The organism is Herbidospora mongoliensis (genome assembly GCF_001570545.1).
Classification (GTDB): Bacteria; Actinomycetota; Actinomycetes; order Streptosporangiales; family Streptosporangiaceae; genus Herbidospora; species Herbidospora mongoliensis.
The window spans coordinates 130,492-156,809 of record NZ_BBXD01000008.1 but is presented as its reverse complement, the minus strand read 5'-3'; the positions used below and the strand labels follow the sequence as shown (position 1 = coordinate 156,809).

29 protein-coding genes and 1 tRNA gene are annotated in these 26,318 nt (G+C 68.4%); 18 read left to right on the top strand and 12 right to left on the bottom strand.

What is annotated here, in order from left to right:
- Window positions 1–5: 5 nt before the first annotated feature.
- Both AW272_RS00840 and AW272_RS00835 read right to left on the bottom strand, forming a co-directional pair.
- Window positions 6–332 carry a rhodanese-like domain-containing protein gene (locus tag AW272_RS00840; RefSeq protein WP_066360060.1) on the bottom strand — a complete coding sequence of 109 codons (327 nt, stop codon included), beginning with the start codon at window positions 330–332 and terminating at the stop codon, window positions 6–8.
- 26 nt (window positions 333–358) lie between these two features.
- Window positions 359–1,237 (bottom strand): Fpg/Nei family DNA glycosylase, encoded by an 879-nt coding sequence (locus AW272_RS00835; protein ID WP_066360059.1) that lies wholly within the window; start codon window positions 1,235–1,237, stop codon window positions 359–361.
- Window positions 1,238–1,263: 26 nt separating this feature from the next.
- Between AW272_RS00835 and AW272_RS00830 the strand changes: the two genes are divergently transcribed.
- Window positions 1,264–1,911, top strand: coding sequence for a GOLPH3/VPS74 family protein (locus AW272_RS00830; protein ID WP_066360058.1), 648 nt, complete (start codon window positions 1,264–1,266; stop codon window positions 1,909–1,911).
- On the opposite strand, the gene AW272_RS00825 is transcribed toward AW272_RS00830, so the two are convergent.
- On the bottom strand, window positions 1,908–3,116 hold the full coding sequence (locus tag AW272_RS00825; RefSeq protein ID WP_245657152.1) for an LCP family protein: 1,209 nt from the start codon (window positions 3,114–3,116) through the stop codon (window positions 1,908–1,910). The genes AW272_RS00830 and AW272_RS00825 overlap by 4 nt on opposite strands.
- A gap of 243 nt (window positions 3,117–3,359) precedes the next feature.
- Here AW272_RS00825 and AW272_RS00820 point away from each other — a divergent pair, with 243 nt between their 5' ends.
- The gene (locus AW272_RS00820) at window positions 3,360–4,781 is read left to right on the top strand and encodes a hemolysin family protein (RefSeq protein ID WP_066360057.1); all 1,422 of its coding nucleotides are present in this window, start codon (window positions 3,360–3,362) and stop codon (window positions 4,779–4,781) included.
- Window positions 4,778–5,776 (top strand): CNNM domain-containing protein, encoded by a 999-nt coding sequence (locus AW272_RS00815; protein WP_083957787.1) that lies wholly within the window; start codon window positions 4,778–4,780, stop codon window positions 5,774–5,776. The genes AW272_RS00820 and AW272_RS00815 overlap by 4 nt, the downstream gene beginning before the upstream one ends.
- A gap of 273 nt (window positions 5,777–6,049) precedes the next feature.
- On the opposite strand, the gene AW272_RS00810 is transcribed toward AW272_RS00815, so the two are convergent.
- A tRNA-Leu gene (locus AW272_RS00810) sits at window positions 6,050–6,132 on the bottom strand.
- A gap of 107 nt (window positions 6,133–6,239) precedes the next feature.
- Here AW272_RS00810 and AW272_RS00805 point away from each other — a divergent pair.
- The 7 genes from AW272_RS00805 (at window position 6,240) to pknB (ending at window position 14,923) form a co-directional block, all read left to right on the top strand.
- On the top strand, window positions 6,240–6,983 hold the full coding sequence (locus AW272_RS00805; RefSeq protein ID WP_061290275.1) for an FHA domain-containing protein: 744 nt from the start codon (window positions 6,240–6,242) through the stop codon (window positions 6,981–6,983).
- A gap of 17 nt (window positions 6,984–7,000) precedes the next feature.
- Window positions 7,001–7,474 carry an FHA domain-containing protein FhaB/FipA gene (locus AW272_RS00800; protein ID WP_061290277.1) on the top strand — a complete coding sequence of 158 codons (474 nt, stop codon included), beginning with the start codon at window positions 7,001–7,003 and terminating at the stop codon, window positions 7,472–7,474.
- Window positions 7,471–8,769 (top strand): Stp1/IreP family PP2C-type Ser/Thr phosphatase, encoded by a 1,299-nt coding sequence (locus AW272_RS45495; RefSeq protein ID WP_066360056.1) that lies wholly within the window; start codon window positions 7,471–7,473, stop codon window positions 8,767–8,769. Before AW272_RS00800 ends, AW272_RS45495 begins: the two co-directional genes overlap by 4 nt.
- Window positions 8,766–10,154, top strand: coding sequence for an FtsW/RodA/SpoVE family cell cycle protein (locus AW272_RS00790; protein WP_066360055.1), 1,389 nt, complete (start codon window positions 8,766–8,768; stop codon window positions 10,152–10,154). Before AW272_RS45495 ends, AW272_RS00790 begins: the two co-directional genes overlap by 4 nt.
- Window positions 10,151–11,614 (top strand): peptidoglycan D,D-transpeptidase FtsI family protein, encoded by a 1,464-nt coding sequence (locus AW272_RS00785; RefSeq protein WP_066360053.1) that lies wholly within the window; start codon window positions 10,151–10,153, stop codon window positions 11,612–11,614. The genes AW272_RS00790 and AW272_RS00785 overlap by 4 nt, the downstream gene beginning before the upstream one ends.
- A complete protein-coding gene (locus AW272_RS00780; protein ID WP_066360051.1) occupies window positions 11,611–12,957 on the top strand; it encodes a serine/threonine-protein kinase in 1,347 nt (448 codons plus the stop codon). Before AW272_RS00785 ends, AW272_RS00780 begins: the two co-directional genes overlap by 4 nt.
- 64 nt (window positions 12,958–13,021) lie before the next feature.
- Window positions 13,022–14,923 (top strand): Stk1 family PASTA domain-containing Ser/Thr kinase, encoded by a 1,902-nt coding sequence (gene pknB / locus AW272_RS00775; protein ID WP_066360049.1) that lies wholly within the window; start codon window positions 13,022–13,024, stop codon window positions 14,921–14,923.
- A 78-nt stretch (window positions 14,924–15,001) separates the two neighbouring features.
- Here pknB and AW272_RS00770 read toward each other — a convergent pair whose 3' ends face one another.
- The 3 genes from AW272_RS00770 to AW272_RS00765 are packed head-to-tail and all read right to left on the bottom strand — an operon-like array spanning window position 15,002 to window position 16,393.
- Window positions 15,002–15,568 carry an anthranilate synthase component II gene (locus AW272_RS00770; RefSeq protein ID WP_169807466.1) on the bottom strand — a complete coding sequence of 189 codons (567 nt, stop codon included), beginning with the start codon at window positions 15,566–15,568 and terminating at the stop codon, window positions 15,002–15,004.
- A gap of 4 nt (window positions 15,569–15,572) precedes the next feature.
- Window positions 15,573–15,728 carry a hypothetical protein gene (locus AW272_RS43030; RefSeq protein WP_169807465.1) on the bottom strand — a complete coding sequence of 52 codons (156 nt, stop codon included), beginning with the start codon at window positions 15,726–15,728 and terminating at the stop codon, window positions 15,573–15,575.
- Between the two features lie 47 nt (window positions 15,729–15,775).
- Window positions 15,776–16,393 carry a class E sortase gene (locus AW272_RS00765; protein WP_066360047.1) on the bottom strand — a complete coding sequence of 206 codons (618 nt, stop codon included), beginning with the start codon at window positions 16,391–16,393 and terminating at the stop codon, window positions 15,776–15,778.
- Between the two features lie 177 nt (window positions 16,394–16,570).
- Between AW272_RS00765 and AW272_RS00760 the strand changes: the two genes are divergently transcribed.
- Window positions 16,571–16,819 carry a cell division protein CrgA gene (locus AW272_RS00760; RefSeq protein ID WP_066360046.1) on the top strand — a complete coding sequence of 83 codons (249 nt, stop codon included), beginning with the start codon at window positions 16,571–16,573 and terminating at the stop codon, window positions 16,817–16,819.
- A gap of 74 nt (window positions 16,820–16,893) precedes the next feature.
- On the opposite strand, the gene AW272_RS00755 is transcribed toward AW272_RS00760, so the two are convergent.
- Both AW272_RS00755 and AW272_RS00750 read right to left on the bottom strand, forming a co-directional pair.
- Window positions 16,894–17,796 (bottom strand): rhomboid family intramembrane serine protease, encoded by a 903-nt coding sequence (locus tag AW272_RS00755; RefSeq protein ID WP_066360044.1) that lies wholly within the window; start codon window positions 17,794–17,796, stop codon window positions 16,894–16,896.
- Between the two features lie 87 nt (window positions 17,797–17,883).
- A complete protein-coding gene (locus tag AW272_RS00750) occupies window positions 17,884–18,414 on the bottom strand; it encodes a peptidylprolyl isomerase (RefSeq protein ID WP_066360043.1) in 531 nt (176 codons plus the stop codon).
- 144 nt (window positions 18,415–18,558) lie between these two features.
- Here AW272_RS00750 and AW272_RS00745 point away from each other — a divergent pair, with 144 nt between their 5' ends.
- Together AW272_RS00745 and AW272_RS00740 are read left to right on the top strand one after the other, a co-directional pair.
- Window positions 18,559–19,146 carry a hypothetical protein gene (locus AW272_RS00745; protein ID WP_157518089.1) on the top strand — a complete coding sequence of 196 codons (588 nt, stop codon included), beginning with the start codon at window positions 18,559–18,561 and terminating at the stop codon, window positions 19,144–19,146.
- Between the two features lie 126 nt (window positions 19,147–19,272).
- Window positions 19,273–20,415 carry an AI-2E family transporter gene (locus AW272_RS00740; RefSeq protein WP_066360041.1) on the top strand — a complete coding sequence of 381 codons (1,143 nt, stop codon included), beginning with the start codon at window positions 19,273–19,275 and terminating at the stop codon, window positions 20,413–20,415.
- Here the strand turns inward: AW272_RS00740 and AW272_RS00735 are convergent.
- Window positions 20,412–20,774, bottom strand: coding sequence for a hypothetical protein (locus AW272_RS00735; protein WP_066360039.1), 363 nt, complete (start codon window positions 20,772–20,774; stop codon window positions 20,412–20,414). The two genes, AW272_RS00740 and AW272_RS00735, sit on opposite strands and share 4 nt — an antisense overlap.
- Before the next feature lie 85 nt (window positions 20,775–20,859).
- Here AW272_RS00735 and AW272_RS00730 point away from each other — a divergent pair, with 85 nt between their 5' ends.
- Window positions 20,860–21,804, top strand: a complete 945-nt coding sequence (locus AW272_RS00730) for a GlxA family transcriptional regulator (RefSeq protein ID WP_066360038.1) — start codon at window positions 20,860–20,862, stop codon at window positions 21,802–21,804.
- Window positions 21,805–21,879: 75 nt separating this feature from the next.
- Here AW272_RS00730 and AW272_RS00725 read toward each other — a convergent pair whose 3' ends face one another.
- Complete coding sequence (locus AW272_RS00725) at window positions 21,880–22,716, bottom strand: DUF72 domain-containing protein (protein ID WP_083957785.1); 837 nt, start codon at window positions 22,714–22,716, stop codon at window positions 21,880–21,882.
- A 149-nt stretch (window positions 22,717–22,865) separates the two neighbouring features.
- Here AW272_RS00725 and AW272_RS00720 point away from each other — a divergent pair, with 149 nt between their 5' ends.
- Window positions 22,866–24,194, top strand: a complete 1,329-nt coding sequence (locus tag AW272_RS00720) for an extracellular catalytic domain type 1 short-chain-length polyhydroxyalkanoate depolymerase (RefSeq protein ID WP_066360035.1) — start codon at window positions 22,866–22,868, stop codon at window positions 24,192–24,194.
- 55 nt (window positions 24,195–24,249) lie between these two features.
- The gene (locus AW272_RS00715; protein ID WP_066360033.1) at window positions 24,250–24,735 is read left to right on the top strand and encodes a TspO/MBR family protein; all 486 of its coding nucleotides are present in this window, start codon (window positions 24,250–24,252) and stop codon (window positions 24,733–24,735) included.
- Here the strand turns inward: AW272_RS00715 and AW272_RS00710 are convergent.
- Entirely contained in the window at window positions 24,732–25,109 is a 378-nt protein-coding gene (locus AW272_RS00710) for an SgcJ/EcaC family oxidoreductase (protein ID WP_066360032.1), read from the bottom strand. The two genes, AW272_RS00715 and AW272_RS00710, sit on opposite strands and share 4 nt — an antisense overlap.
- 88 nt (window positions 25,110–25,197) lie before the next feature.
- Between AW272_RS00710 and AW272_RS00705 the strand changes: the two genes are divergently transcribed.
- Together AW272_RS00705 and AW272_RS00700 are read left to right on the top strand one after the other, a co-directional pair.
- Entirely contained in the window at window positions 25,198–25,839 is a 642-nt protein-coding gene (locus AW272_RS00705; RefSeq protein ID WP_066360031.1) for a response regulator, read from the top strand.
- A gap of 51 nt (window positions 25,840–25,890) precedes the next feature.
- The gene (locus AW272_RS00700; RefSeq protein ID WP_066360030.1) at window positions 25,891–26,295 is read left to right on the top strand and encodes a pyridoxamine 5'-phosphate oxidase family protein; all 405 of its coding nucleotides are present in this window, start codon (window positions 25,891–25,893) and stop codon (window positions 26,293–26,295) included.
- Window positions 26,296–26,318: the final 23 nt, after the last annotated feature.

The following is a 26,318-nucleotide window of genomic DNA, read 5'->3' as shown; positions in this document are numbered from 1 at the left end:
ACCCGTCAGGCCACGTAGGGCGGCTGCGCATCGCTCTCGCTCTGCATCGGCAGCCCCGAAGCGGCCCACGACTGCATCCCGCCACCGACGTTGACGGCGTCCCAGCCCACGTGGTTGAGCCACGTGGCCGCCTGGGCCGATCGCCCGCCGACCCGGCAGATCACATAGACCGGCTGCCCCTGGGGCACCTCGCCCACCCGGTTCTGCAGCTCCCCGAGCGGAATGTGGGTGGCCGACGGCGCGTGCCCGGCCCGCCACTCGTCAACCTCACGCACGTCGAGCAGGTAAGCGCCCTCAGGCACACCGGTCGGCTGAACGTCCCGCAGAGTCATGGGCACAGTCTAGGGACAGCTGCTCCCTACTTGAGCAGTTTGCTCAGCCGCCGATCAGCGAGCGGTTTCCCGCCGGTCTGGCAGGTCGGGCAGTACTGCAGGGAGGAGTCGGCGAAGGACACCTCACGGATGGTGTCCCCGCAGACTTCGCACTTCTCACCGGTACGCCCATGCACCCGCAGACCCGACTTCTTCTCCGCTTTCAGGTCTTTGGCGGCGATCCCCCTGGCCCGCTCGATCGCGTCCCGCAGCGTCACGACGATGGCCTCGTACAGAGAGGCGATCTGCTCGGTCGTCAACGTCGAGGCGACTTTGAAGGGCGACATCTTCGCCGCGTGCAGGACCTCGTCGGAGTAGGCGTTGCCGATGCCGGCGATGACCTTCTGGTCGCGCAGCAGGCCCTTGATCTGGGTCCGCTTGCCTTCGATGAGAGAGGTGAGGGTCTCGACCGTGAAGGAGGGCAGCAGCGGGTCGGGGCCGAGGGCCGCGATGCCCGGCACGTCGTCGGGTGAGGTCACCACGTAGACGGCCAGACGTTTCTGCGTGCCCGCCTCGGTCAGTTCGAACCCGGGGGCGAGCCCGAGGTCGTCGGGGGCGAACCGCACGCGCAGAGCGAGCGGCCCTTTCCCCGGCCTGACCGGCTTGGCCCCGGAAAGATCGTCGCGCCACCGCAGCCAGCCGCCGCGGGCGAGGTGAAACACCAGGTGAATTCCGTCGCAGTCGAGGTCGAGGAACTTCCCGTGCCGCGCGACCGTCGTCACGGTGAGACCACCGAGGGCTCCAACTGAGGGTGAGACGGTCTTCAGCGCCGAAAACGCCGCCACGTCGACGGCCTGGACGACCTGACCGACCGCACGCTCCCGCAGGAACTCGGCCAGCGACTCCACCTCGGGCAATTCAGGCATAGTTCAGACTACGTAGGGACGGACACATGACCAGCATCATCGCCGAAGATGTCCTGCTTCTCGGTTACCACGAGAAGACGGGCCAGCCGACGATCGGCTCCACCGAGCTGAACGCGGGGCTCGCCGGCGCCATCCTGGCCGAGCTGGCGATCAGGGGCAGGATCAGCCTGGCTGACAAGAAGGTCGTCGTCACCGACAGCACGCCCCTGGGCGAACCGGAGCTCGACGGCGCGTTAGAGCGGATCGCGGCCGAGGCCAAGATCCGCAAGCCCGAGTGGTGGGTCGACAAACTCGAGGGCGCCAAGCTGCGCCAGCGCCTGCTCGTGCGGCTCGTCGAGGGCGGGGTGCTGTCGGAGGAGAAGGGCAAGATCCTCGGACTGTTCAAGACCGTCAAATACCCGGAGCTCGACGGGAGCGTCGAGAGGGCCGTCCGGGCGAGGGTGGAGAGCGTGCTGAGCGGCGCCGAGCCCGACGCGCGGACCGCCGTCGTCGTCGGGATCATGCACGCCACCAAGGCGCTGAAGAAGCAGTTCCCCGGCACCGACGAGGCCCGGGTGAAGGAGATCACCGAGGGCGACTGGGCCGGGGAAGGCGTGAAGCAGGCCATCGCGGCCGTGGAGGCCGCCGTGCTCATGGTTCTCACGACGGTCGTCATCGTCACGGCCGTGAGTTAGCCCTTCTCGAGCGCGTCCTTCGGCACCGGCAGGTCGGCCTCCAGGGCCTCGAACAGCTTGTTGGCCCTCGCGGCGTCCCACTTGACGACCGACTGGCCGTCGATGGTCGGCAGCGAACCGATCGGGACCGCCGTCGTCACCGGGTTGTTCTTCATGGCCAGGCCCAGCGACAGCAGATCGAACGGCCCGGTGCCGGACTCGACCGCGACCGACTCGGCGGCGCTGTTGGCCAGCGGGACGGCCGTGAACGGGTTGATCAAGGTGCCGGGGCTGGCGGCCTTCTTGACCACGGCCGAGAAGAACTCGCGCTGGCGCTGGGTGCGGTCGAAGTCGGGGATGGCGCCGGTCTTGCGGGTGCGGACATAGCCCAAGGCGGTGGGGCCGTCCATGATCTGGCAGCCCTTCTTGATGTTGAGGGCCGCCTTCGGGTCCTTGATCGCCTGCTTGGGGCAGATCTCGACCCCGCCGACCGCGTCGACGATGCCGACGAACCCGCCGAAGCCGATCTCCATGTAGTGGTCGATCCGGATGCCGGTGACCTGCTCGACGGTCTGGGTCAGCAGCTTGGGGCCGCCGAAGGCGTAGGACGCGTTGAGCTTGCCGCTGCCGTTGCCCGGGATCGGCACGTAGGAGTCACGCGGGAGGCTGACCAGGGTGGGCCGGCCGTCGCCTTCGGGGATGTGCAGCAGCATCATCGTGTCGGTGCGGCGGCCGACGGCGGAGCCGGTGCGGAGCTTCTTCTTCTCCGCGGCGCTCAGGCCGTCGCGGCTGTCGGAGCCGACCAGCAGCCAGTCTTGCCCCGGCGTCTCGGCGGGGCGGCCGTCGTAGTCGGTGAACGCCTCGACGTTGTTCATCTTGCCCTGGACGCTGAAGAACAGCGCGACGACCCCGATCAGCACCAGCGAGAGGAAGACCGCCACGCCGATGGCGATGTTCCGCCCGAGGCGGCGCGGCTTGCGAGGTCTGTCGCCCCCGCCGAAACCACCCACGCCGAAGGCGCCGCGGTCACCCCCGCCACCGGCATCCACCTTTGGCTCGTTCCCGCCGTTGAACATCCTGACCGGCGAGTCGCCCTTCCTCGGCTTGCCGTAGACCTTGGAACGGCCTTTGGGTTCGGGTCCCTTGACTTCCGGCTCGCGAACCGGGTAGGCCGGAGGCTCCAGCGGCCGCCGCACCATTCGCGTCGGCTCGTTGTCCTCAACCACGTTCCTCTACCCCCAGCTTGCCGACACCTGACACTCCCTTGACGGTACGCGCCTCAGACCCCCCGGGGCGGACCCGTTATCAAGGTTTTCCTATGGAAAAGTACACAGAGCTGATCCAGGAAACATCATCGGCCGGTCGGCCGTTACGGTTGAAGCACCCCTAGTTGAAAGGACCGTCGTGTCCGTTTCGGACCCCTGGAGTACCAGCCCGTGCCTTGGCACGGGTCCACGTGAGGCGATGAGATGACCATCGCCCTCGGCCTCCTCGCCGTCCTGCTCCTCACCTTGGCGACGGGATTCTTCGTCGCTCAGGAGTTCGCTTACGTCGCCGCCGACCGCGCACTGCTGCGCCAGCAGGCCGACACCAACCCCGCAGCTCAGCGGGCCCTCGAGGTCACCGGCCGGCTCTCCTTCATGCTGTCGGGCGCGCAACTCGGCATCACCATCACCACCCTGCTGGTCGGCTTCCTCGCGGAACCGGCCATCTCGGTGTCCCTGCGGGGGCCCCTCGAAGACCTCGGGGTGCCGGCGGGCGCCGTACCCGGCGTGAGCATCGCGATCGGCGTCGCCATCGCCACGATCATCCAGATGATCCTCGGTGAGCTGGCGCCCAAGAACCTCGGCATCGCCCGGCCCGAGCCGGTGGCGATGTGGCTGTCGCGCCCCACCATCATGTACTTGAAGATCTTCGGGCCGCTGATCCGGCTGTTCGACGGCGCGGCCACCCGGCTGGTCCGGCTGTTCGGCATCGAGCCCATCGAGGAGCTCGAACACGGCGCCACGCCCGAGGAGCTGCAACGCATCCTCGACGACTCCCGTGAGGCCGGCGACCTGCCGCCCCGGCTCGCCGACCTGCTCGAACGCGCCCTGGAGTTCGGCGACCGCACCGCGGAGGACGTCATGATCCCGCGTCCCCGCGTGGTCTCGCTGCGCGCCGACGCGCCGGTGTCGTCCCTGGTCGACGCGGTACGCGACCACGGCCACTCCCGCTACCCCGTGCGCGACGGCGACACCGACGACGTCGTGGGCGTCGTCGGCCTGCTCGACTACCTGGGCCGGGAGGGCGAGACGACGATCGCCGGCATCATGCGCACCCCGCTGCTGGTCCCGGCCTCGCTGCCGGTCCCGGTCCTGCTGTCGCGCATGTCCGGCGGCACCTTCGCCTGCGTCATCGACGAATACGGCAGCCTCGCCGGCGTCGTCACCATCGAGGACCTGGCCGAGGAACTAGTCGGCGAACTCGTCGACGAGAACGACCCCGAGCCGCTCGGCGTCACTGTCAACCCCGACGGCACGTGGGACGTGCCCGGCACGCTCCGCATCGACGAGGTCGACCGGGCGACCGGTGTCCTGCTGCCCGAGGACGACGGCTACGAGACCGTAGGCGGCCTCGTGCTGGCCGAGCTGGGCCGCATGGCCGAGCCCGGTGACGCGGTGACCGTCGCGACCGTCGAGGAGCACGACCTGCTCGACGACGACGAAGGTCCCCGCCACGCGCTGCTGACCGTGCTCGACGTGCACCGGCGGGTGCCTCAGATGATCCGCCTCTCGATCGCGGCCCTCGCCGCCGAGACGGTCGTCGAGGAGTCCGCCCACGAGAACACCGGTCCGCAGGACTACGCGCCCGAGCTGTTTTCGGCCCTGTTCCAAGGGAGGCCGGTGTGAGCTCCACGATGGCGCTCCTGCTCGGTGTCGTACTGCTGGCGTTGAACGGCTTCTTCGTGGCCGCGGAGTTCGCGGTGATCTCGGCCCGCCGCCACCGCCTCGAAGAGGCGGCCACCAGCCCGTTCGCCCGCATCGCCGCCAGGGCCGCCCTGCGCGGCAGCCGCCAGCTCTCGCTCATGCTGGCCGGCGCCCAGCTCGGCATCACGCTCTGCTCGCTGGGCCTGGGCATGGTGACCGAACCGGCGCTGCACCACCTGCTCGAACCGCTGCTGGCCGGCCTGCCCGAGAGCGTCGGAACCGCGATCTCGTACGTGCTGGCGCTCGCGATCGTCACCTTCCTGCACATGGTGGTCGGGGAGATGGCGCCCAAGTCGCTGGCCCTGACCCACCCCGAGTCGGCCGCCCTGGCCCTGGCGCTGCCGTTCCGCGGCTTCGTCTGGCTGGTCCGCCCGCTGCTGGCCGGGCTCAACGGGCTGACCAACGGCATGCTGCGCCTGTTCGGGGTCCGTCCCCGCGACGAGCTGGCCACCGCCCGCACACCTCACCAGCTCGCCGTGCTGGTGGCCGAGTCGGGCCGCATGGGCATGCTCGACCGCGACGAGCACGACCTGCTCACGCGGGCGCTGCGGGTGCAGAACCAGCCGGTCGAACGGCTGATGACCCCGATCGCCGACGCGGTCACGATCGCCGCCGACGCCCCGGCCGAACACGTGCACAAGACGGCGGTGGCGGCCAACCGGCTGCGCATGCTGGTGACCTCCCCTGAGGGCGTCAGAGGCGTGCTGCACGTCCGGGACAGCCTGGTTCATCCCGAGATGACCCCTGGGGAGCTGGCGACGCCCGTACCGACCCTCAAGGTCTCGACACCGATCCCCGACGCGGTGACCGCGCTTCAGGACGCGCGGGCGCAGCTCGGGCTGGTGGTCGACGAGCGTGGCGAGGTCGTCGGCGAGATCAGCGTGACGTCTCTCATCGGGGAACTGCTCACGGTGTGACCCCGGGTGTGAACACGGGCCGCTCCTGTCACAGGGAGCGGCCCATATTTCGGGATTTTCGGTCTCGCTTACTGAGACTTCGGGCAAACTTTTTCGTTCGATCCCGGGTGCAAGCGGTTTGAAAGCCGCGCTTCGGAGAATATGGATCAACGCCGTAGGGAACGGCCGTGAGTTTCGGAGGGATCCCCCGTGCGACCAGGGCCGTTGACCACCACAACGAAAAAACCCCGCCGGTGGAAGGCTTTCCTTCCGACCTGCGAGGTGAATTCTTTGTGGGCAAGGGGGGAGTTGAACCCCCACGTCCTTTCGGACACACGGACCTGAACCGTGCGCGTCTGCCATTCCGCCACTTGCCCTTGCGGGTGCGCCTCTTTTCGGCTGCCTGGAAAGGTTAGCACGGATCCGCCAGTGCCACTGAACCCGGATACGATCCGTGTAGACGATGGAGGAAGGGAGGTAGCCGGTGGGAGTCCTTCAGCGCTTCGAGCGCAGGCTCGAGGGTTTGGTTGAGGGGGCCTTCGCACGCGCGTTCAAGTCCGACCTTCAGCCCGTTGAGGTCGCGAGCGCGGTGCAGAGGGAGATGGACGACCGGGCCGCGATCGTCGCTCAGGGCAGAACTCTTGTCCCGAACGACTTCGTGGTCGAGCTGTCCACTACCGACAACGAGCGCCTCGAGGTGTACGCCGACAGCATCAGCCACGAGCTGGCCAACCTCGCGCGTGAATACGCCAAGGAGCAGGGCTACTCGTTCGTCGGACCCGTCCGGGTGCGTTTCGAGACCGCCGACGACCTCGCGGTCGGGCTGTTCCGGATCAGATCCGGAGTGATCCGCGGTGCGACGGTGGAGCAAGACGAGATCAGACAACCGGTCAGCGACGTTCCCGCGGCTCGCAAGAGCAGCGCGTTCGGTGGCCGGCCCCGCCTGCTGGTGTCCACCCAGGACGACCCGCAGGGCCAGCGGTCCTACGAGCTGACCACCCCGGTCACTCTGCTGGGCCGGGGGACCGATTGTGATCTACGGCTGGTGGATCCGGGCGTATCGCGGCATCATGCCGAGCTACGGGTCGAGGGTCAGCAGGTCGTTCTGGTGGATCTCGGTTCAACTAACGGCACCTTCGTCAACGGGCAGCCGGTCCGCAGGATCGAGATGCAGGACGGGACGAGGGTGACACTGGGGCGAACCACCCTGGTGTTCAAACGCGATTAAAGGTAGACAAACGGTCCATGTCCGAGCTCGCGCTGCTGCTGATCAGGCTCGCCTTCCTGGCGGTGCTCTGGTTCTTCGTCATTGCCGCGGTCGGCGTGATCCGGACAGACTTGTTCGGTCCGCGAACGGCTCCTTCCGCGAATCCGCGTAAGTTGCCCACCAAACCGGCGAAGAATATTCCTGCCAAGCCCAAGAGGGGGGAGCCGCGTCAAATGGTCGTCACAGGTGGCCCCCTGCAAGGGACCATCATCAACCTCACCGAACAGCCGATCACGATTGGCCGGGCGACCGACTCGACGCTCGTCCTGAGCGACGACTACGCGTCCAGCCGCCATGCCCAGCTCTTCCCCCAGGATGGCCAGTGGATCGTGGAAGACCTCGGCTCGACCAACGGAACCTATCTCGACCGTTCCAAAGTGACCCGCCCGACGCCGGTGCCTCTCGGGACTCCCGTCCGCATCGGCAAGACCGTCATCGAATTGCGCAAATGACAACAGCACTCCGATACGCCGCCCGCTCGGACGTCGGCCTCCTCCGTGAAGGAAACGAGGACTCGGCGTACGCAAGCGGCCGCCTTCTTGCCGTCGCCGACGGCATGGGCGGGCACGCACACGGCGAGGTGGCCTCCTCGGTCGCCATCGCCGCACTGTCGTCCCTTGACCGGGACGCCTACGGGAGTGACCTGGTCGGCACGATCGAGGCCGCGGTCCGCGACGCCAACCACCAGCTCCACACGATGGTGGCCCGCGATCCCAGCCTCAAGGGCATGGGGACCACGCTCACCGCCATGTTGTGGAACGGCACCCGGTTCGCGCTCGTCCATGTGGGCGACTCGCGGGCCTACCTGCTGCGCAACGGTGAGCTCTACCAGATCACCCACGACCACACACTCGTGCAGTCGCTGGTGGACGACGGCCGCATCACGCAAGAAGAGGCCGCCAACCACCCGCAACGCTCGATCCTCCTGCGCGCCCTCGACGGCAGCGGCGAGGTCGACCCCGACCTGCAGGACCGGGAAGCCCAGATCGGCGACCGCTACCTGCTGTGCTCGGACGGCCTGTCCACCGTCGTCAGCGCCGAGACACTCCATCACACGCTCTCCACCATCGACGATCCGGACGACGTGGTACGCCAGCTCATCGACCTGGCCAACCGCGGCGGCGGACCCGACAACATCACCTGCGTGCTGGCCGACGTCATCGAGACCGACGACGTGCAGCCGCTCAACCTCGTGGCGGCGGTGGTCGGGGCGGCCGGTTCCGGTCGCGGCCGGTCGGCACCGCCCGACAACCCGGCGGGCCGGGCCATGACGGTGACGGCGCCTCAGCCGGTCATCGTCGACCTGGAACTCGACGACAACCCCGCGCCGGAGGCCCTCGCGGCCTCCGGCCGCCGGGCCGTCGCCCGCAAGAGGCGCACCTGGCCGGTCGTCACGACGTTACTGGTCGTCGTCGTGGGGGTCCTGGGCGCCGGAGGCTACTTCGGCTACCAGTGGACCCAGAACCAGTTCTACGTCGGCGCCGACAACGGCCGCCTGGTCGTGTTCCAGGGGGTCGACGCCGACCTCGGATTCGTCTCGTTCAAGCACGTCGTCCACACCTCCGACCTGTCGGTCTCGGCTCTCCCCCAGGTGGAACAGGACAAGGTGCAGAGCGGGATCATGGTCAACAACGTCGACGCCGGCAAGGCGAAGATCGCCTCACTCACCGGCGGCACCGAGAGCCCGACGACGCCGGAGGCGTCCCCCAGTCCCGGTTCCGGCGACCCCTCGGAATCGCCGTCGTGACGACCGCACCCGTAGCGGAGGCGTCCGCCGTTCCGACGACCGACAAACGGCGAGGCGCGCAGCTGATCATGCTCGCGTTGGCGATCGTGGTCGTGATGGCCGCCTACGCGAGTGTCGGGCTCGGCATCGACGGCCAGATCCCCTCCGGCACCTTCACCTACGGCCTCGGCCTGGCCGCGCTGATGTTCGCCGCCTACGGCGTGCTGGCGAAATGGGCCCCCTGGGCAGATCCCCTGTTGCTTCCCCTGGTGACGCTGGTCAACGGGCTCGGTCTGGTCTTCATCTACCGGATCGAGCAAACCGGGCAGGCCGGTGCGTCGGCCTCACAGCAGATCTTGTGGACCGCGCTCGGCGTGGTGATGTTCTCCGCGACCCTGATCGTGTTGAAGGACCACCGGACCCTGCAGCGCTTCACCTACACGATGGGCTTCATCGGGCTCGCGCTGCTGGTCATGCCGCTGCTGCCGGTCATCGGCGACAGCGTCAACGGTGCGAGCATCTGGATCAGGATCGGCCCGTTCACCTACCAGCCGGCCGAGATGGCGAAGTTGGCCCTTGTCATCTTCTTCGCGGGCTATCTGGTCGCCAAGCGCGACGTGCTCGCCCTGGCCGGGCGGCGGCTGTTCTTCATCGACCTTCCCCGCGTGCGCGACCTCGGGCCCGTCATCATCACGTGGGGCCTCAGCCTCGGCGTGCTGGTGCTCCAGAAGGACCTGGGCAGCTCGCTGCTGGTGTTCGGCACGTTCATCGCGATGCTCTACATCGCCACCCAGCGCACCTCCTGGGTGCTCATCGGCGTGCTGCTGTTCGTGGGTGGCGCGATGCTCGCCGGGCAGGTCTTCGGCCACGTACAGGACCGCTTCGAGGTCTGGCTCGACCCCGGCAACCCCGCTTTCTACGAGCGTGAGCTCGGTGGCAGCGCGCAGCTCATGCAGGGGCTGTTCGCCATGGGCTCCGGCGGCATCCTCGGCACCGGCCTCGGCCAGGGTTTCCCCCGCGAGATCCCGCTGTCGTTCTCCGACTTCATCATCGCCGTCGTCGGCGAGGAGCTCGGGCTGACCGGCCTGATGGCCCTGCTGATGGTCTACGCCCTCATCGTCCAGCGCGGCCTGCGCACCGCCCTGGCCGCCCGCGACCCGTTCTCCAAGCTCCTGGCCGGCGGGCTCTCGTTCCTGCTGGCCTGGCAGGTCTTCATCATCGTCGGCGGCGTGACCAGGCTGATTCCGCTGACCGGTCTGGTCACTCCGTTCATGTCCGCGGGCGGTTCAGCCCTTTTGACTAACTGGATCCTTATCGCCCTGCTGGTACGCATGTCGGACGCGGCACGACGCCCGCCGCCCCAAGCCATCCAGAACGAAGGACTCACTCAGGTGTTCACGCGATGAACGCGACCATCAAACGCGCAGCCGTCGCCTGCATGGTGATGTTCGCCCTGCTCATGGTCAACGTGAACTTCCTGGGCGCGGTCAAGGCCGGCGATTACAGCACCGACAACCGCAACAAGCGGTCGTTCTACGCGCGCTACTCGGTCGACCGGGGCTGGATCACCGCCGACGACGGCAAGACCACGCTGGCCAAGACAGTCGACACCGGCGACAAGACCTTCCGCTACGAGCGCGAATACCCCAACGGCCGCATGTACGCCCACGTCCTGGGCTTCTTCGCGCCCGAGAGCGCGCGCGGCATCGAGCTGAACGAGAACAAGCTCCTCAACGGCAGCGACCCCGACCTGGTGGTCGGCCGCCTGATCGACTTCGTCAGCAAGAAGCCGCCGAAGGGCGCCAGCGTCGACCTGACGATCGTTCCGGCCGCGCAGAAGGTCGCCTACGACAAGCTGCGCGCCAGCGGCAAGCGTGGCGCCGTGGTCGCCGTCAACCCGAAGACGGGCGCCGTCCAGGTGATGGTGTCGCTGCCCACCTACGACCCCAACGACCTGGCGGCTCCCGACAAGGCGAAGGTGGCCACTGCTTACAACAAGCTCGCCGCCGACGACACCGACCCGCTGCTCAACCGGGTGACCGAGAAGACCTACCCGCCGGGCTCGACGTTCAAGGTCGTCACCGCGGCGGCGTTCCTGGAGGCCGACCGCAGCCGCGACCCCGAGACGACCGTCCCGGCGCCGCAGGTGCTCGACCTGCCCGACACCACCGCGGGTCTGCCCAACTACGGCGGCGCGGCCTGCGGCAGCGGCGAGGTGACGCTGCGGTTCGCGCTGGAGCGCTCGTGCAACACCCCGTTCGGCCAGATCGGCATGGACCTCGGCTGGGACACCATGCGCTCGGAGTCGGCCAAGTTCGGCATCGGCGAACCGATCCAGTTCGACCTGCCGACGGCCGGCACCACCATCGGGCCCGAGATCGAGACGGCGGCGCTCGCGCAGCTGGCCATCGGCCAGCGCGACAACCAGCAGACCCCGCTCCAGATGGCGCAGATCGCCTCGGCGATCGCCAACAGCGGCGTGCTGATGAAGCCGACCCTGATCAACAAGATCACCGGCCCCGACGGCGGTGTGATCCAGGAGTTCGAGGACGACGAGATCGGCGAGGCCATGAGCGGCGAGGTCGCCGACGAGCTCAAGCAGATGATGGTCTCGGTCATCACCAACGGCACCGGCACCGGCGCCCAGATCCCGGGCGTCACCGTGGCCGGCAAGACCGGCACCGCCGAGGCGGGCGACGCCCCGGCGCCGCACGCCTGGTTCATCGGCTTCGCCCCGGCCGAAGACCCGGTGACGGCGATCTGCGTCTTCATCGAGGCCGGCAGCGCCGGCAACGACGCCACCGGCGGTGGCACGGCGGCGCCGCTGGCGCGCGACGTGATGCAGGCGGTGCTCGAAGCCAAATGAGCCACGGCCTGCTCGGCAACCGATACCGGCTGACCTCCCGGATCGCCATCGGCGGAATGGGCGAGGTCTGGCGCGCGACCGACGACCTCCTCCACCGGGAGGTCGCGGTCAAACTGTTGCGCGCCCACGTGGCCGCCGATCCGGCGTTCCGCGACCGGTTCAGGACCGAGGCCCGCATCACGGCGGGGCTGGCCGATTCGGGCATCGCCCAGGTCTTCGACTACGGCGAGGAGAACGACGTCGCCTACCTGGTGATGGAACTGGTGCCGGGCGAGCCGCTGTCGGCCGTCCTGGCCCGCAACGGGCGGCTGAGCGCCGAGGTCACCCTCGACGTGATCTCGCAGGCGTCGCGCGGTCTGACGGCCGCGCACCAGGCCGGGGTCATCCACCGCGACATCAAGCCGGGCAACCTGCTGGTCACCCGCACCGGGATGATCAAGATCACCGACTTCGGCATCGCCCGCGCGCTCGAGTCGGCGTCGGTCACCCAGACGGGAACGGTCCTGGGCACCGCCCAGTACGTCAGCCCCGAGCAGGCCTCCGGCCACACGCTGACCCCCTCCACCGACCTCTACTCGCTGGGCGTGGTGGCCTACGAGTGCCTGACCGGCCGGCCGCCGTTCCTGGCCGAGACGCAGGTCGCCGTCGCACTGCTGCACCTCAACGAGGAGCCGCCGCCGCTGCCCGCCCACGTGCCGGCCGCCGTGCGGGCGCTGGTGATGGCGCTGCTGGCCAAGAACCCGGCGCAGCGGCCCGGCAGCGCGCGGGAGCTGGGCGACAGGGCGATGGTGCTGCGCGACTCCCTGGCCGGGCCGGAAGAGGCCCCGCTGAGCACTCTCACCGGCCCGAACGTCGTCATCACCAACCGGGTGGGCACCCCGCCATCGGGCGGGCCGCTGTCCACCAAACCGATGCCCCAGAACGGGCGGCGGACGACCGCCCTCGTCGTCGCGGCCGTCGGCGCGGTGGCCGCCGCCGGATTCGGGGCAATTCAATTCATGCCGACTTCGCAGGAGCCGGAGTCGGTGACCGGCACATCGTCGGAAGATGGTGGTCAGGTGTCCTTCGCGCCGGTCGATCAGCCGACGCGGGCCGCACGCACGCCCCTCGTGCCGGCCACGCGGCGGCCTCCCTCGGTGCCGTCGGCCCGGCCGATTCCCACGCCGTCGGCTACCGTTGTCAAGACGACGGTCCCGACCCAGAGCCCCGCGCCGTCGCCGACGACCACGACGACTCCCACCCCGACCCCGACGCCGAGTGAGACTCCGACGCCAAGTGAGACTCCAACATCGCCCACACCTTCCCCAACCGCCACGACCCTCCCGGATGAGGAGACGCCATGACGTACGGGGTTGATGATGGACAACGGCGGCACCCCACGATGAACGGCAAGGGACTGTGCAGGAAATGACTCAGCCACGGCAACTCGGCGGTCGATACGAACTCGACGGCGTCGTCGGGCGTGGCGGCATGGCCGAGGTCTATCGCGCCCGGGATCTCCGGCTCGACCGCATCGTCGCGATCAAGACCCTCCGCGCCGACCTGGCCCGTGACCACACGTTCCAGGCCCGGTTCCGCCGTGAGGCACAGTCGGCGGCGTCACTCAACCACCCATCGATCATCGCGGTGTACGACACCGGCGAAGACATGATGGACGGCACCCCGACGCCCTACATCGTGATGGAGTACGTCGACGGGCGGACCCTCCGCGACCTGCTGCGCGCCGACCGCCGGCTGATGCCCGAGCGCGCGGCCGAACTGGTCGACGGCATCCTGCGGGCCCTCGACTACAGCCACCGGGGCGGGATCGTCCACCGCGACATCAAGCCGGCCAACGTCATGCTGACCCGCAACGGCGAGGTCAAGGTGATGGACTTCGGCATCGCCCGCGCGATGGCCGACTCGGCCGCCACCATGACGCAGACCGCCCAGGTGATCGGCACCGCCCAATACCTCTCTCCGGAGCAGGCGCGCGGCGAGCGCGTCGACGCCCGGAGCGACATCTACTCGACCGGCTGCGTGCTCTACGAGCTGCTGACCGGCCAGCCCCCGTTCACCGGCGACTCCCCCGTGGCGATCGCCTACCAGCACGTCCGCGAAGACCCGATCCCGCCGTCGCGGATCGACCCGGAGATCCCCAAGTGGTGTGACGCCATCGTGCTCAAGGCGATGGCCAAGGACCCGGTCCAGCGCTACCAGAGCGCGGCCGAGATGCGGGCCGACCTCCAGCGCGCCGTCCAGGGCATGCCGATGGACCCGCAGACGATGGCCCTGGCCAACAACTACGGGCAGTACGCCGGCGCCGACCGCACCCGCACCATGACCAGCGCCCAGGGCGCCGCACCGGCGCAGGGCACCCGCCACATCCCCGCCTACGAATACGGCGACGAGGAGCGCACCAGCCGCAGCGACCGCCACCGGCAGAAGAACAGCGCCGGGGCGACCGCCGCCAAGACGGCCGCGTGGATCCTCATCCCGCTGCTGATCATCGGCGCGTTCGTCTGGGTCGGCCTCTCCTTCATCTCCTCCCCGGGTGACGGCGACAAGGTCGTGACGATCCCGGTCCCGGTGATCGAAGACCAGCCGAAGGCCGAGGCCGAGGCCGCGCTGACCAAAGAGGGATTCAAGGTCACGACCGAAGAAGAGTTCAACGAGGACTACAAGAAGGGCCGGGCGATCCGCACCGAGCCCGGGGCGGGCGAGCAGCTCGAGAAGGGCTCGGCGGTCAAGCTCTTCGTGTCGAAGGGCGTGGAGACCATCGCGGTCCCCGACGTGACGGGCAAGAACCGTGAAGACGCCATCGCCGAACTGACGGCCGCCGGGCTGAAGTTCACGATCGGCTTCGAGAACTCCTCGGCGAAACAGGGCACGGTCATCAAGTCCGACCCGGCCGCGGGCGAAGAGGTCAACAAGGGCAGCCGGGTCAAGCTGATCATGCCGACCGAACTGCTCGAGGTCCCGACCGTGACGACGCTGACGGTCGACGACGCGCGGCAGACCCTCGAAGAGGCCGGCTTCCGGGTCAACATCTCGGAGCAGCCCAGCGACGTGGTCCCACGGGGCATCGTGATCGACCAGACGCCCGCGGGCGGGTCCAAGCAGGCGCCGAAGCGCACCATCACGCTGGTCGTCTCCAGCGGCCCGCAGGCTCAGCCCGAGCAGCCGCCGACCGACGACCCGGGCACCGACTTCCCCAGCCAGGATCCGCCGCCGGACGGCACCGACGACCCCAACAACCCGCCCGACCCCGGTGACGGTGGAGACGGCGTCGACGTCGACACGGGTGGCGGCGGCTTCGGCGGCCAGTAGCAACGCAGAAAGGGTTTCCGCCACTCGGGGGCAATGGCGGAAACCCTCACTGTGATGTCGGTTACAGCCCTCGGGGTGTTACAGGTTTCTGAGCCAATTTCCGAGCAATTGTGAGCCATGCTCGGACAGGACCGACTCTGGGTGGAATTGCACCCCTTCCAAGGGCACTGACCTGTGCCGCAGCCCCATGATCACCCCGTCAGGGGTGGTCGCGGTGACGGTCAGCTCGGCCGGGACGCTCTCGGGCGTGACGGCCAGCGAGTGGTAGCGCGTCATGGTCACCGGGCTCGGCAGCCCCTCGAACACCCCGTGGCCGTCGTGCACGATCGGGCTGGTGCGCCCGTGCAGCAGTTCGGGCGCCCGGGTCACCTCGGCGCCGTAGGCGATGGCCAGGGCCTGATGCCCCAGGCAGACGCCCAGGTAGGGCAGCCGCTGCTCGGCGCACCAGTGGACCAGCGGCACGCTGACCCCGGCGTCCTCCGGCGCTCCGGGGCCCGGGGAGACCAGCACCCCGTCGAACCCGCCGGCGTCGGCGACGGTCACCTCGTCGCGGGGCCGCACATCGCAGTCGGCGCCGAGGACGCGCAGGTATTGGACGATCGTGTGCACGAAACTGTCATGGTTGTCGACGACCAGGATGTGCACCCACTCACCCTACGGTCACCTCGTCAAGGGCGACACGCGGCTCCAGCCAGGGGAAGACGCCGTACCAGAGGAAGAGCCCGGCCAGGCCCAGCAGCAGGAGCATGCCGACGAGCTTGGCGGCGGTGTTGCCGGGCAGGTGACGCCAGACGAAGCCGTACACGTGAACTCTTTCTTCGAGGCAGATTCAAGGCGCGGGCCACGTCTCGCTTAGATGACGTCGCGTTCCTCGGTTTTGGCCAGGGTGCCGAAGACGATGAGGCGCTGGCGGGCCGAATATTCGGGGTGGCACGTGGAGAGGGTGATCACGGCCTTCTCGGCCTTCTTCCCCGGGCGGCCGGGCACCGGTTCGATCACGTCGACCTCGGTCGGTTCGACGATCTTCGTTCCGGTGACCTTGTACGTGTACCGCGCCTCCCGGGCGTCGATCACGATGTCGTCACCCTTTTCGAGCTCGTCGATCCGGTTGAACGGCGCGGCGTAGGTGGTGCGGTGGCCCGAGACGACGAAGTTGCCGACCTCGCCGGGCTGGGCCGAGCCGGGGTAGTGGCCGGGGCCCTGGCGCAGGTGCTCGTCTTCGATGCCCTCGACGATGGCGTACTTGTACGTCGCGCCGAGGCGGGGGAGCTTGAGCAGCGCCACGGCACCGCCGAGCTGGATCTTTCCCAGCGTCTTCTCGGCCTGCTCGGCGACCAGTTGCTGCTGGAGAAGGCGCTGATGGCGTTCGGTGTAGGAGCTGGTCCCCCACAGCAGGTAAGCGCAGAAGAGCAGCAACACGACACCCAGAGTGATGCTGAGCTCACCGATGGTCCGCAGGATCGCTCTCACCGGGCCACAGTAGGCTTCAACCCGCCCGAGTTCCCCGCTTCGGCACTAGGTTGACAAATTGTTTGCGGACGTCCGATGGAAAGGGGAATCGCCCTTCGGGGACGTCGGCGTCTATTCTTAGCGACTACGCTTACTGCCAAACCCGCATCGAGCGCGGGTTACCATCAGGAGACTCCCGTGCCCAACTCGAAGGTTCGCAAGAAGGCCGTCTACACCCCGCCCCAGAAGATTACCTCGGTCAAGGTCAGCCCCCGCTGGCTGGCGCCGGTCATGGTGGCGTCGTGGATCCTCGGCATCGGCTGGATCGCGGCCTACTACATCATCGGCCGCACCGGCCCCGTGTTCGAGCCGCTGGGCAACTGGAACCTGGCGATCGGGTTCTCTCTGATCATCTTCGGCGTGATTCTTTCCACGAAGTGGCGTTAGCCGACACCGAGGCGACGGGCTGACACTTTCCACAGACTTTTCCACAGCCTGGGGAAGCCTCAGCCCGTGCTCGATCAGTCTCTGCCCGGCCAGGGGATGCCGAACTGGCGCTGCCACTCGGCGATATAGGCGTAGGGCTCACCGAAGTAGACGGTCAGCACCAGCACGAGCACGACCGCCGCCACCCCGGCCCACTGGATGACCGACCTGTTGCGTTCGGGTGCGTAGGCGAAGATGACCGCCACCAGAGCGCCCACCACCAGGCCGCCCAAGTGGCCCTGCCAGCTGATCCCGGGGACGACGAAGGTCAGGACGGCGTTGATGCCGATCAGCCAGACCACCCCGCGGGCGTCGTAGCCGAGGCGGCGGGCCATCACGAACAGCGCACCGAACAGGCCGTAGATGGCGCCCGAGGCGCCGACGGCGGCGGGAATGCTGAACAGGTAGACGGCGGCCGAGCCGCCGAGCGCGGCGACCAGATAGAGCACCCCGAACCGCAGGTGGCCCAGGCGGCGTTCGAGCTCGGGCCCGATGGCGTAGAGCGCCCACATGTTGAACAGGATGTGGGTGAACGAGAAGGCCGAGGTGGGGGGCGAGTGGAGGAACGCGCCCGTGATCAGCCGCCAGTATTCGCCCTCGTAGATGTGCACGGGTGAGGTGGCGAAGAGGTTGATGATGTCGTCGCTGCGCACCACTTCGGCGACGTAGGCGACCACGTTGACGGCCAGCAGGCCCCACGTGACCCTGGGCACGGTGACGTGGCCGCCGCCGAACTGGGCGCGGGCCTGGCGGACACCCTTGTTGCCCTCACGGACGCACTCGACGCACTGGAAGCCGACTGAGGCGTTCTGCATGCAGTCGGGGCAGATGGGCTTGTCGCACCGCTGGCAACGGACGTAGGTCTCGCGCTCGGGATGCCGGTAGCAGGTGGGCATCGCCGCCGAGCCCGGTTCCATCGAGGGAGGCTGGGTGGTCAACGGGGTCCTTCCGGAGGGGCCTAACCTCAGCCTGCCATACGAAAACGGCAGAGGCGCCCACAGTGGGACGCCCCTGCCGTTCGCCGACTACGAACGGTCGATGGTGACCGACTCGATGACGACTTCCTTGATCGGCCGGTCGCGGCCGTCGGTCTCGGTGACCCCGATCGCGTCGACCACGTCGGTGCCCTCGATGACCTCGCCGAAGATCGTGTGACCCTGGTTCAAGTGAGGGGTGCGGGCGACGGTGATGAAGAACTGCGACCCGTTGGTGCCCTTCCCGAACCGCTTGCCCGCGTTGGCCATGGCCAGCAGGTAGGGGCGGTTGAACTGGTTGTCGACGTGGATCTCGTCGTCGAAGTCGTAGCCGGGGCCGCCGACGCCCTGGCCAAGCGGGTCGCCGCCCTGGAGCATAAACCCGGCGATCACACGGTGGAAGACGGTGCCGTCGTAGAGCCTGGCATTGGTCTTCTGGCCGGTCTCGGGGTGGGTCCACTCCCGGGTGCCTTCGGCGAGCTCGACGAAGTTCTTCACGGTCTTCGGCGCCTGGTTCGGCCAAAGCTTGATTTTGATCGTGCCCCGGTTGGTGTTCAGGGTCGCGATGAGGTTCTCAGCCATGCGTGGCCGCCCCCTTCAGATCACGGACTCGATGTTTTCCAAGGGCAAGGGTAGCGATCGTCCGGAGCACCCCTGGTGATGATTGAGGGGCATTCGGGCGGGAAGGTGACGACTCGGGGCCCCATTTCGACAGGGGAGGTTGTCGTGTCCCGGACAATGAAGAAGAAGGCGCGCGCCGCGCTGGACTATCCAGATACGTGGGCAAGCCGGGCTAAATACTCGGCCTACCGCACGGCCAACAAGGTCGGCCCGATGGCCGGACAGGCACGTGAGACCGCGGTCGGGATGGCCGGCAACGCCCGTGACATGGCCGGCAACGCCCGTGACTACGCGGGCACCGCCCGTGACGTCGCGTCGCACCGGTTCGAGGACGCCCGATACTGGGCGGCCCCGCGGATCGACCACGCGGCGGTGACCCTGGAGGAGCAGGTGGCACCGCGGCTGGCCGCGATGCTGGCCGAGCTGTCCCGGCGGATCGACCCGGCTCCGCCGATCGTCAAGCGGCGCGGACGGATGCCGATGATGGTGCTGCTGGGCGGGATGGCGATGGGCGCGATCGGTTTCGCGCTCTACAAGCGGAACGCTCGGCAGTGGGCCGACACGATGTCCGACACCAAGGACGCCGTCCGCGGCAAGGTCGAGCATGTGCGGCACCGCGCCGCCCAGACGGCTCACCAGGCAGGCGAGACGGTGGAGCCGAAGAGTGACGAGATGCACAACAGGATGTCCTGAGATCTGATTCTGAGAAGCCGGCGCCCATGATCGGGCGCCGGCTTCTTTGTATATTGGGCCAGCTTTGGGGCAGTCTTGGCTCCTGTGACGGACAAATCCGTTTCTTCCGGGCCCCCAGACACTGAGGTGCCCATCGCCCACGCCCCCATCGGCGCCGTGGCCGACTCGGCGCCGCCACCGGCCCCGTCGTCGGCACCTGACCATTCCGGCGAGCACAAGCTCCCCTTCGGCCGCCCAGGCAAGCCCATGGGCAACAGCCCGTTCATGTTCGGGCTGGTGGCCGCCTTCGGCGTGCTGACCGCCTGGTGGCTGGTGCAGATGGTGGCCGCCGCCGGGTCGGTTCTCGTGCTGATCGTGGTGTCGCTGTTCCTGGCGATCGGGCTCAACCCGGCCGTCGAGTGGCTGCACGGCAGGGGGCTGTCGCGCCTCTGGGCGATCGTCATCGTGTTCGCCGGGGTGATCGTGTTCTTCGCGATCTTCGCGTTGTCGATCGTGCCGGCCCTCACCGAGCAGACCGCCGGATTCGTCCAGGACGTGCCGAATCTCGTACAGCAACTCCAGAACCATCCGCTGATCCGGACACTGGACCAGCAGTATCAGGTGCTGGAGAAGCTCCAGCAGTACCTCACCAGCGGCGACCTGGCCACCTCGCTGTTCGGCGGGATCCTGGGCGTGGCCGGGGTGGTGATCAGCGCCGTGTTCAGCTTCCTGACGGTGCTGGTGCTGACGCTCTACTTCCTCGGGTCGCTCAACTCGATCAAGGAGTCGGGCTACCGGATGGTGCCGAGGTCGCGGCGCGACCGGGTCAGGCTGCTGGTCGACGAGGTGATCCGGCAGATCGGCGGGTACGTCGGCGGCAACCTGATCATCTCGGTGATCGCCGGTGTGGTGACGTACATCTTCCTGACCATCGCCGGGGTCCCCTACGCGCTGGCGCTGGCGATCTTCGTGGCGATCACCGACCTGATCCCGATGGTCGGCGCGGTCATCGGGGCGGTGGTGGCCTCGCTGGTGGGGCTGCTGACCTCGCTGCCGATCGGCATCGCGTGTGTGATCTTCTTCGTGATCTACCAGCAGATCGAGAACTACGTGATCTCGCCGAGGGTGTTCAAGTCGTCGGTCAACGTGCCGCCGATCGCGACCATCATCGGGGCGCTGCTCGGCGGCGCGCTGCTCGGCGTGGTCGGCGCGCTGCTGGGCATCCCGCTCGCCGCCGCCGTGCTGCTGGTGATCAGGGAGGTGGTCCTGCCCCGGCAGGAGAAGGTCTAGTGATGGGCGTGGACGTAGTCCTCGCGGCGCCGCAGCATCACGGCCAGCATCAGCGGGAACATGACGACGTGGGCGATCATCATCAGCCCGTGGTCGTCGACCGCGCCCGCCCAGAACAGCGGGAACGCGATCACCGCGGGCGCGAACATGGCCGCGCACATCTCCAGCGTGCGTGGCCATGAGTGGCCTCTCAGGACCATCACCACGGCCATGCCGATCGACATGTTGACCGCCATGACGAGATAGCCGGCCTCCGGGCCGAGGTCCCAGCCGCCGGTGATCAGGCCGAGCAGGAACATCCCGGCGAACATCGCGATGACCATCTCGAGGTAGTGCAGGACGAATCGGGTCCAGTTCATGCCGTCGACAATGGTCCGCGAGGAGGAGCCGAACCTACGTCCGAAGACTAATGTGTCCGGAAATCTGGGCTCTTAGTCTGCTGTCATGCGGAGAGTCGTGGTCGTCGGGTATCCCGCCGCCGAGTTACTGGACATCGCCTGCGTGACCAGTTCCCTGATCATGGCCAACGTCTTCGGCGCCGCGCCTCCCTACGACATCGCGTTCGCCACCCCCGGCGGCCGTCCCATCGTCTGCGCCAGCGGCCTGACCCTGGCCGCGCAGGCCACCCTCGAACACGAGACCGGCCCGCTCGACACGCTGATCGTCGTGGGCGGCATCGGCTGCGACGACGCCGCCAGCAACCCCGTGCTGGTCGCCCACGTCCGGCGGCTCGCCAACGTCAGCCGCCGGGTCGCCTCGGTCTGCACGGGCGCCTCGATCCTGGCCGAGACCGGCCTGCTCGACGGCCGCCGGGCCACCACCCACTGGCAGGACGCGCCCCGCCTGGCCGCCCGCCACCCGCAGATCACGATCGACCCCGACCCGATCTTCATCCGCGACGGCGCGTTCGCGACCTCGGCCGGGGTGACCGCCGCGCTCGACCTCACCCTGGCCTTCATCGAGGAGGACCACGGCGCCGAAGTGGCCCGGATGACCTCCCGGCACCTGGTGACCTACCTGCAGCGGCCGGGCAACCAGGCGCAGATGAGCATGTTCGTCAAGCCGCCCGCCCCCGACGGCCCGCTGAGCACGCTGACGGGGTTCATCGGCGCCAACCTCCACGAGGACCTGTCGACGGGCGCCCTCGCCCGCCGGATCGGCACCAGCGAGCGGCACCTGACCCGGCTGTTCGTGAAGCACCTGGGGCTCGCGCCGGCCCGGTATGTGCGGGAGGCCCGGCTGGAGGCGGCGGCCCGGCTGCTGGAGACGACCGACCTGACGATGGCGGTGATCGCCCATCGGACCGGGTTCGGACGGGCGGAGTCGCTGCGGCAGGCGTTCACGGGCCGCTACGGGATCGCGCCGTCGCGGTTCCGGAAGAGCCGCTAGTCGCGTGCAACCTTTCTGACCCGCCCGCTTCACGACCTCACCCACGCCGATGACCGGCGTTCACCTCCACCTCCGCTAGAACAGCGTCAGCGGCTCGACCTCCGGCGGGTCGGGGAGCGGGTCGAGTTCGGGAAGTCTGGCTCTGACCTCGTCGTGGAAACGGCGGGCCAGGGTCAGCGCCTGGGTGTTGTCCGGGGTGTGCACGAACATCGTCGGCGAGCGCCCCTCCTTCAGCCATTCGACCGTCTTGTCGATCCAGAAGGCCCAGCCCTCAACCGTGCGGTCGGCGTCGTCGCGCCCGAGGTAGCGGATGAGCGGGTGGCCCGTCAGGGCGCGGTCCCGTCGGGGCATCCGCGGTTTCCTGGTCCAGGCCTCGCGTTCGGCGTCGGAGGTCGGCGGCCGCTCGAAGAGGACCGTGGTGTCGAAGGGGACCCATTCGGCCTCCCGTGGGGCCAGGACCTTCTCCAGGGCCGCCGCGGCCCTCTCGTCGTCGAAGAAGGCCCGGTGGCGGACCTCCACGGCGTAGCGGTGGTCTGCCGGGAGGCCGCGCAGGAAGGTCGCGAGGGTGCCGAGGTCCGCCGGGCCGAAGCCGCCGGGGAGCTGGATCCACAGGGCGTGGTTGCGGGGGCCGAGCGGTTCCATCCGGTGGAGGAACGTGGCGAGTTCGTCGGCCGCGCCGATGAGGTGGCGTTCGTGGGTGATGGTCTTGGGGAGTTTGACCAGGAAGCGGAAGCCGGGATCGGTCTGCCTGGCCCACGACTCGACCGTTTCCCGCGACGGGACGGCGTAGAAGGTCGTGTTGCCCTCGACGGCGTTGCACCATGTCGCGTACGCCTCCAAGCGCTCCCCGGGCGGGAGCTGGGGCTGCCACGATTTCTGGTTCCACATCGCACATCCAACGTGAAGACGCATGAGATCACCCAACCATCACCGCCGGACATCGATGTCCGGTCGAAAGTTTCACAGCCCGTCCCAGGTGGGGCGTTACCACTCTTCGCGAACCTTGCTTCCAGAAATGTTTCGGGTCATTCTCCAAAATATTTCGATCGTTCGGAGGAGACATGAAACGACTCCTGGTCGCCATCTTGATCCTGGCCGCGGGGCTGGTCCCCCTGCGGCCGGCTCAGGCGGCCTCGCTCGTCGAGGTGACGGGTTTCGGCACAAACCCCACCAACCTTCGCATGCACCTGTACGTCCCCGACAACGTCGCGCCGCGCCCGGCGATCCTGGTGGCGGTCCATTACTGCACCGGGACGGGGCCCGCCTTCTACTCGGGTACGGAGTTCGCCTCCCTCGCCGACCGTTACGGGTTCATCGTGATCTACCCGTCGGCGACCCGCAGCGGCCAGTGTTACGACGTCTACACTTCCGGTGCGCTCACCCACAACGGCAACAGCGACCCCGTGGGCATCGTCTCGATGGTCAACTACGTGAAGTCGCGCTACAACGTCGACCCCAACCGGGTCTTCGCCGCCGGGGCCTCCTCGGGCGGCATGATGACGAACGTCCTGCTCGGCGACTACCCGGACGTGTTCAGGGCCGGGGCGTCGTTCATGGGCGTGCCGTTCGCGTGTTTCGCCACCACGGGCGGGTCGACGTGGAACAGCGAGTGCGCCAACGGGCAGATCATCAGGACCCCGCAGGCGTGGGGTGACCTGGTTCGCGGCGCCTACCCGGGCTACACCGGGGCCCGGCCGAGGATGCAGATCTGGCACGGCACCGAGGACGCCACGCTGCGCTACCCGAACTTCCAGGAGCAGATCAAGCAGTGGACCAACGTCCACGGGCTGTCGCAGACGCCGACCTCGACCGACACGCCGCGCTCCGGGTGGACGCGGACCCGCTACGGGACCCAGGTCGAGGCGATCAGCCTGCAGGGCGTGGGCCACAACCTGCCGCAGTCCGGCCAGGCCGCGATGGCGATCAGCTTCTTCGGCCTGGACGGCAGCCAGCCGTCGCCGTCGCCCACACCCACGCCCACTCCGACGCCGACACCCACTCCGACGCCCACTCCTTCCCCGACGCCGACGCCCACTCCGTCACCCACACCCACGCCCACGCCTTCTCCGGGCGGGCCCTGCCGGGTGGCGTACACGGTCAATCCCTGGAACACCGGGCTGACCGCGAGTGTGACGATCACCAACACCGGGACCAGCCCGATCAACACGTGGGGGCTGGCGTTCACGCTGCCCTCCGGGCAGACGATCACCTCGGCGTGGAACGCCACCGTCTCGCCGACCAGTGGGAACGTCACGGCGCGGAACATGGCCTACAACCCGACGATCCCCGTGAACGGGACCCAGTCGTTCGGGTTCAACGCCAACCACACCGGTAACACCGCACGTCCGAGCGCGTTCTCGCTGAACGGGAGCGCCTGCGCCATCGCGTAGCAGCGGAACGGCCTGGCTCCGGCCAGGCCGTTTTTCCGCCGGATACGGTGTCACCATGAGTGACGACGAGGGCACCCATTGGCTTCGGCGCTGGCCGGGGCTGGTGCTCGCGGTGCTCGCCGTGCTGGGGACGGCGATCGACAACCGGCTGGTCTCGATCAACGCAAGGCCGGGGCTGGCGGAGTTGCAGCGCCCCCCGTTCGAGCTGCCCATCTGGCTGCACGGGCCGGCGTTCGCCTTCCTGTCGCTCACGATGGCGCTGATCGCGGGGCTGCTCTGGTATGAGGAGGCCAGGCCGTTTGCCCTGTGGTGGTGGGTGGCCCAGCTGGTCGCCTACGCGCTGTGGGCGCCGCTCTCGCTGGGGCTGCGCTGGCACTTCCTGGCCGCGATCGACGCGGCGCTCTTCCTTGGCCTGCTCGTCGTGGGCTTCTTCGTCTTCTGGCGCGACAGCAAGATGGCGGCCCTGCTCCTGCTCCCCTTCGTGGTCTGGACGTCGTATCTCACCGCCCTGAGCATCGAGTTCGCCCGGCTCAACCCCTAACGCACCTCGGTGTTCTGGCAGGCCGTCAGCAGCCATCGGCCGTCTTCCTTCGCCATGACCCACATCGGCGAGCCGGGGTTGCCCTCGGGTTCGCCCTCCAGCGTGCGGTACTGCTGGACCAGCTTCACTGCCGCGACGTCGGGGCGGATGAACAGGATGTGCTCGATCTCGAAGGTCATCGACAGACCTGTCATGCCGCCCGGGAGCACCTTCCGGGTGAAGTCGGCGATCTCGTCGCGGCCGAACAGGCGGCGGCCGTGGCCGGTGGTCCAGATGGCGTCGTGCCGGAAGAGGGCGACGAACTCCTCGACCTGCTCGTCGCGCTGCGCGTGCTCGACGGTGGTGACGATCCGGGTGATCTCCTCGATGTCCATGCGGTTCAGCGTCCTTCATCAAGTTGACTTGACGTCAAGAGGGCCGAAGGCCCTTCCGCTGGAGACCTCCGGTACCTAGATTCGTCCCATGATTCGTGTCTTCCTGCTTGACGACCACGAGGTCGTACGGCGTGGGGTGGCCGCGCTGCTGGAGACGGAAGACGACATCGAAGTCGTCGGCGAGGCCGGCAACGCCGCCTCGGCCATCGCGCGCATCCCGGCCCTGCGGCCCGACGTGGCGATCCTCGACGTACGCCTGCCGGACGGCGACGGCGTCAAGGTCTGCCGCGAGGTCCGCGCCCAGCTGCCCGGTCTGGCCTGCCTGATGCTCACCTCCTACGCCGACGACGACGCCCTCTTCGAGGCCGTGATGGCGGGGGCGGCCGGCTATGTGCTGAAGCAGATCCACGGCTCCGACCTGGTGGGCGCGGTCCGCACGGTCGCGGCCGGGCAGTCGCTGCTCGACCCGCAGACCACCGCGTCGATGCTGCACCGGCTGCGCGACCAGGCCGGGCGCACCGACCCGCTGGCCGCCCTGTCCGACCAGGAACGCACGATCCTGGACCTGATCGGCGAGGGGCTGACGAACCGGCAGATCGGCGAGCGGATGTATCTGGCCGAGAAGACCGTCAAGAACTACGTCTCGAACCTGCTGGCCAAGCTGAACATGCAGCGGCGGACCCAGGCGGCGGCGCTGTCGGCGCGGATGAGAGCGGATCGGCGAGATTAAAGGGACTTAAGTCCCTAATCGGCAGATGTGGCTCCAGGACAGACTCACTTCATGAGAATCGACTCGGCCGGACTCTCGGTGCTGTCCCGGGAGGAGTGTCTGCGCCTGCTGGCCACCACTCCTATCGGGCGCCTCGTGTTCACGCATCGGGCGCTGCCCGCCGTCGAGCCGGTCAACTACGTGCTCGACGGGGAGACCGTCGTCGTCCGGACCACCATCGGTTCTCGTCTGGCCGCCGCGACCCGGGACGCCGTGGTGGCGTTCGAGATCGACGACATCGACAAGACCACCGGGACCGGCTGGTCGGTGACCGTGCTCGGGCACGCCCGCGGGGTGACCGGCATCGGGGAGATCGCCCGGCTGGCCGCGCTGCCGCTGCTGCCCTGGACACCGTCGGCGTTCGACCACTTCGTGACGCTGTCGGCCGAGGAGGTCTCGGGCCGCCGGATCATGTGAGCGAGACGCGGACGGCCGAAGGC

Excerpts from the sequence above, each read along its gene's own strand:
- AW272_RS00840 (WP_066360060.1), bottom strand. The coding sequence starts at position 332 with ATGACTCTGCGGGACGTTCAGCCGACCGGTGTGCCTGAGGGCGCTTAC.
- AW272_RS00835 (WP_066360059.1), bottom strand. The coding sequence starts at position 1,237 with ATGCCTGAATTGCCCGAGGTGGAGTCGCTGGCCGAGTTCCTGCGGGAG.
- AW272_RS00830 (WP_066360058.1), top strand. The coding sequence starts at position 1,264 with ATGACCAGCATCATCGCCGAAGATGTCCTGCTTCTCGGTTACCACGAG.
- AW272_RS00820 (WP_066360057.1), top strand. The coding sequence starts at position 3,360 with ATGACCATCGCCCTCGGCCTCCTCGCCGTCCTGCTCCTCACCTTGGCG.
- AW272_RS00800 (WP_061290277.1), top strand. The coding sequence starts at position 7,001 with ATGTCCGAGCTCGCGCTGCTGCTGATCAGGCTCGCCTTCCTGGCGGTG.
- AW272_RS45495 (WP_066360056.1), top strand. The coding sequence starts at position 7,471 with ATGACAACAGCACTCCGATACGCCGCCCGCTCGGACGTCGGCCTCCTC.
- AW272_RS00785 (WP_066360053.1), top strand. The coding sequence starts at position 10,151 with ATGAACGCGACCATCAAACGCGCAGCCGTCGCCTGCATGGTGATGTTC.
- AW272_RS00780 (WP_066360051.1), top strand. The coding sequence starts at position 11,611 with ATGAGCCACGGCCTGCTCGGCAACCGATACCGGCTGACCTCCCGGATC.
- pknB (WP_066360049.1), top strand. The coding sequence starts at position 13,022 with ATGACTCAGCCACGGCAACTCGGCGGTCGATACGAACTCGACGGCGTC.
- AW272_RS00750 (WP_066360043.1), bottom strand. The coding sequence starts at position 18,414 with ATGGCTGAGAACCTCATCGCGACCCTGAACACCAACCGGGGCACGATC.
- AW272_RS00735 (WP_066360039.1), bottom strand. The coding sequence starts at position 20,774 with ATGAACTGGACCCGATTCGTCCTGCACTACCTCGAGATGGTCATCGCG.
- AW272_RS00730 (WP_066360038.1), top strand. The coding sequence starts at position 20,860 with ATGCGGAGAGTCGTGGTCGTCGGGTATCCCGCCGCCGAGTTACTGGAC.
- AW272_RS00725 (WP_083957785.1), bottom strand. The coding sequence starts at position 22,716 with ATGCGTCTTCACGTTGGATGTGCGATGTGGAACCAGAAATCGTGGCAG.
- AW272_RS00720 (WP_066360035.1), top strand. The coding sequence starts at position 22,866 with ATGAAACGACTCCTGGTCGCCATCTTGATCCTGGCCGCGGGGCTGGTC.
- AW272_RS00715 (WP_066360033.1), top strand. The coding sequence starts at position 24,250 with ATGAGTGACGACGAGGGCACCCATTGGCTTCGGCGCTGGCCGGGGCTG.
- AW272_RS00710 (WP_066360032.1), bottom strand. The coding sequence starts at position 25,109 with ATGGACATCGAGGAGATCACCCGGATCGTCACCACCGTCGAGCACGCG.
- AW272_RS00705 (WP_066360031.1), top strand. The coding sequence starts at position 25,198 with ATGATTCGTGTCTTCCTGCTTGACGACCACGAGGTCGTACGGCGTGGG.
- AW272_RS00700 (WP_066360030.1), top strand. The coding sequence starts at position 25,891 with ATGAGAATCGACTCGGCCGGACTCTCGGTGCTGTCCCGGGAGGAGTGT.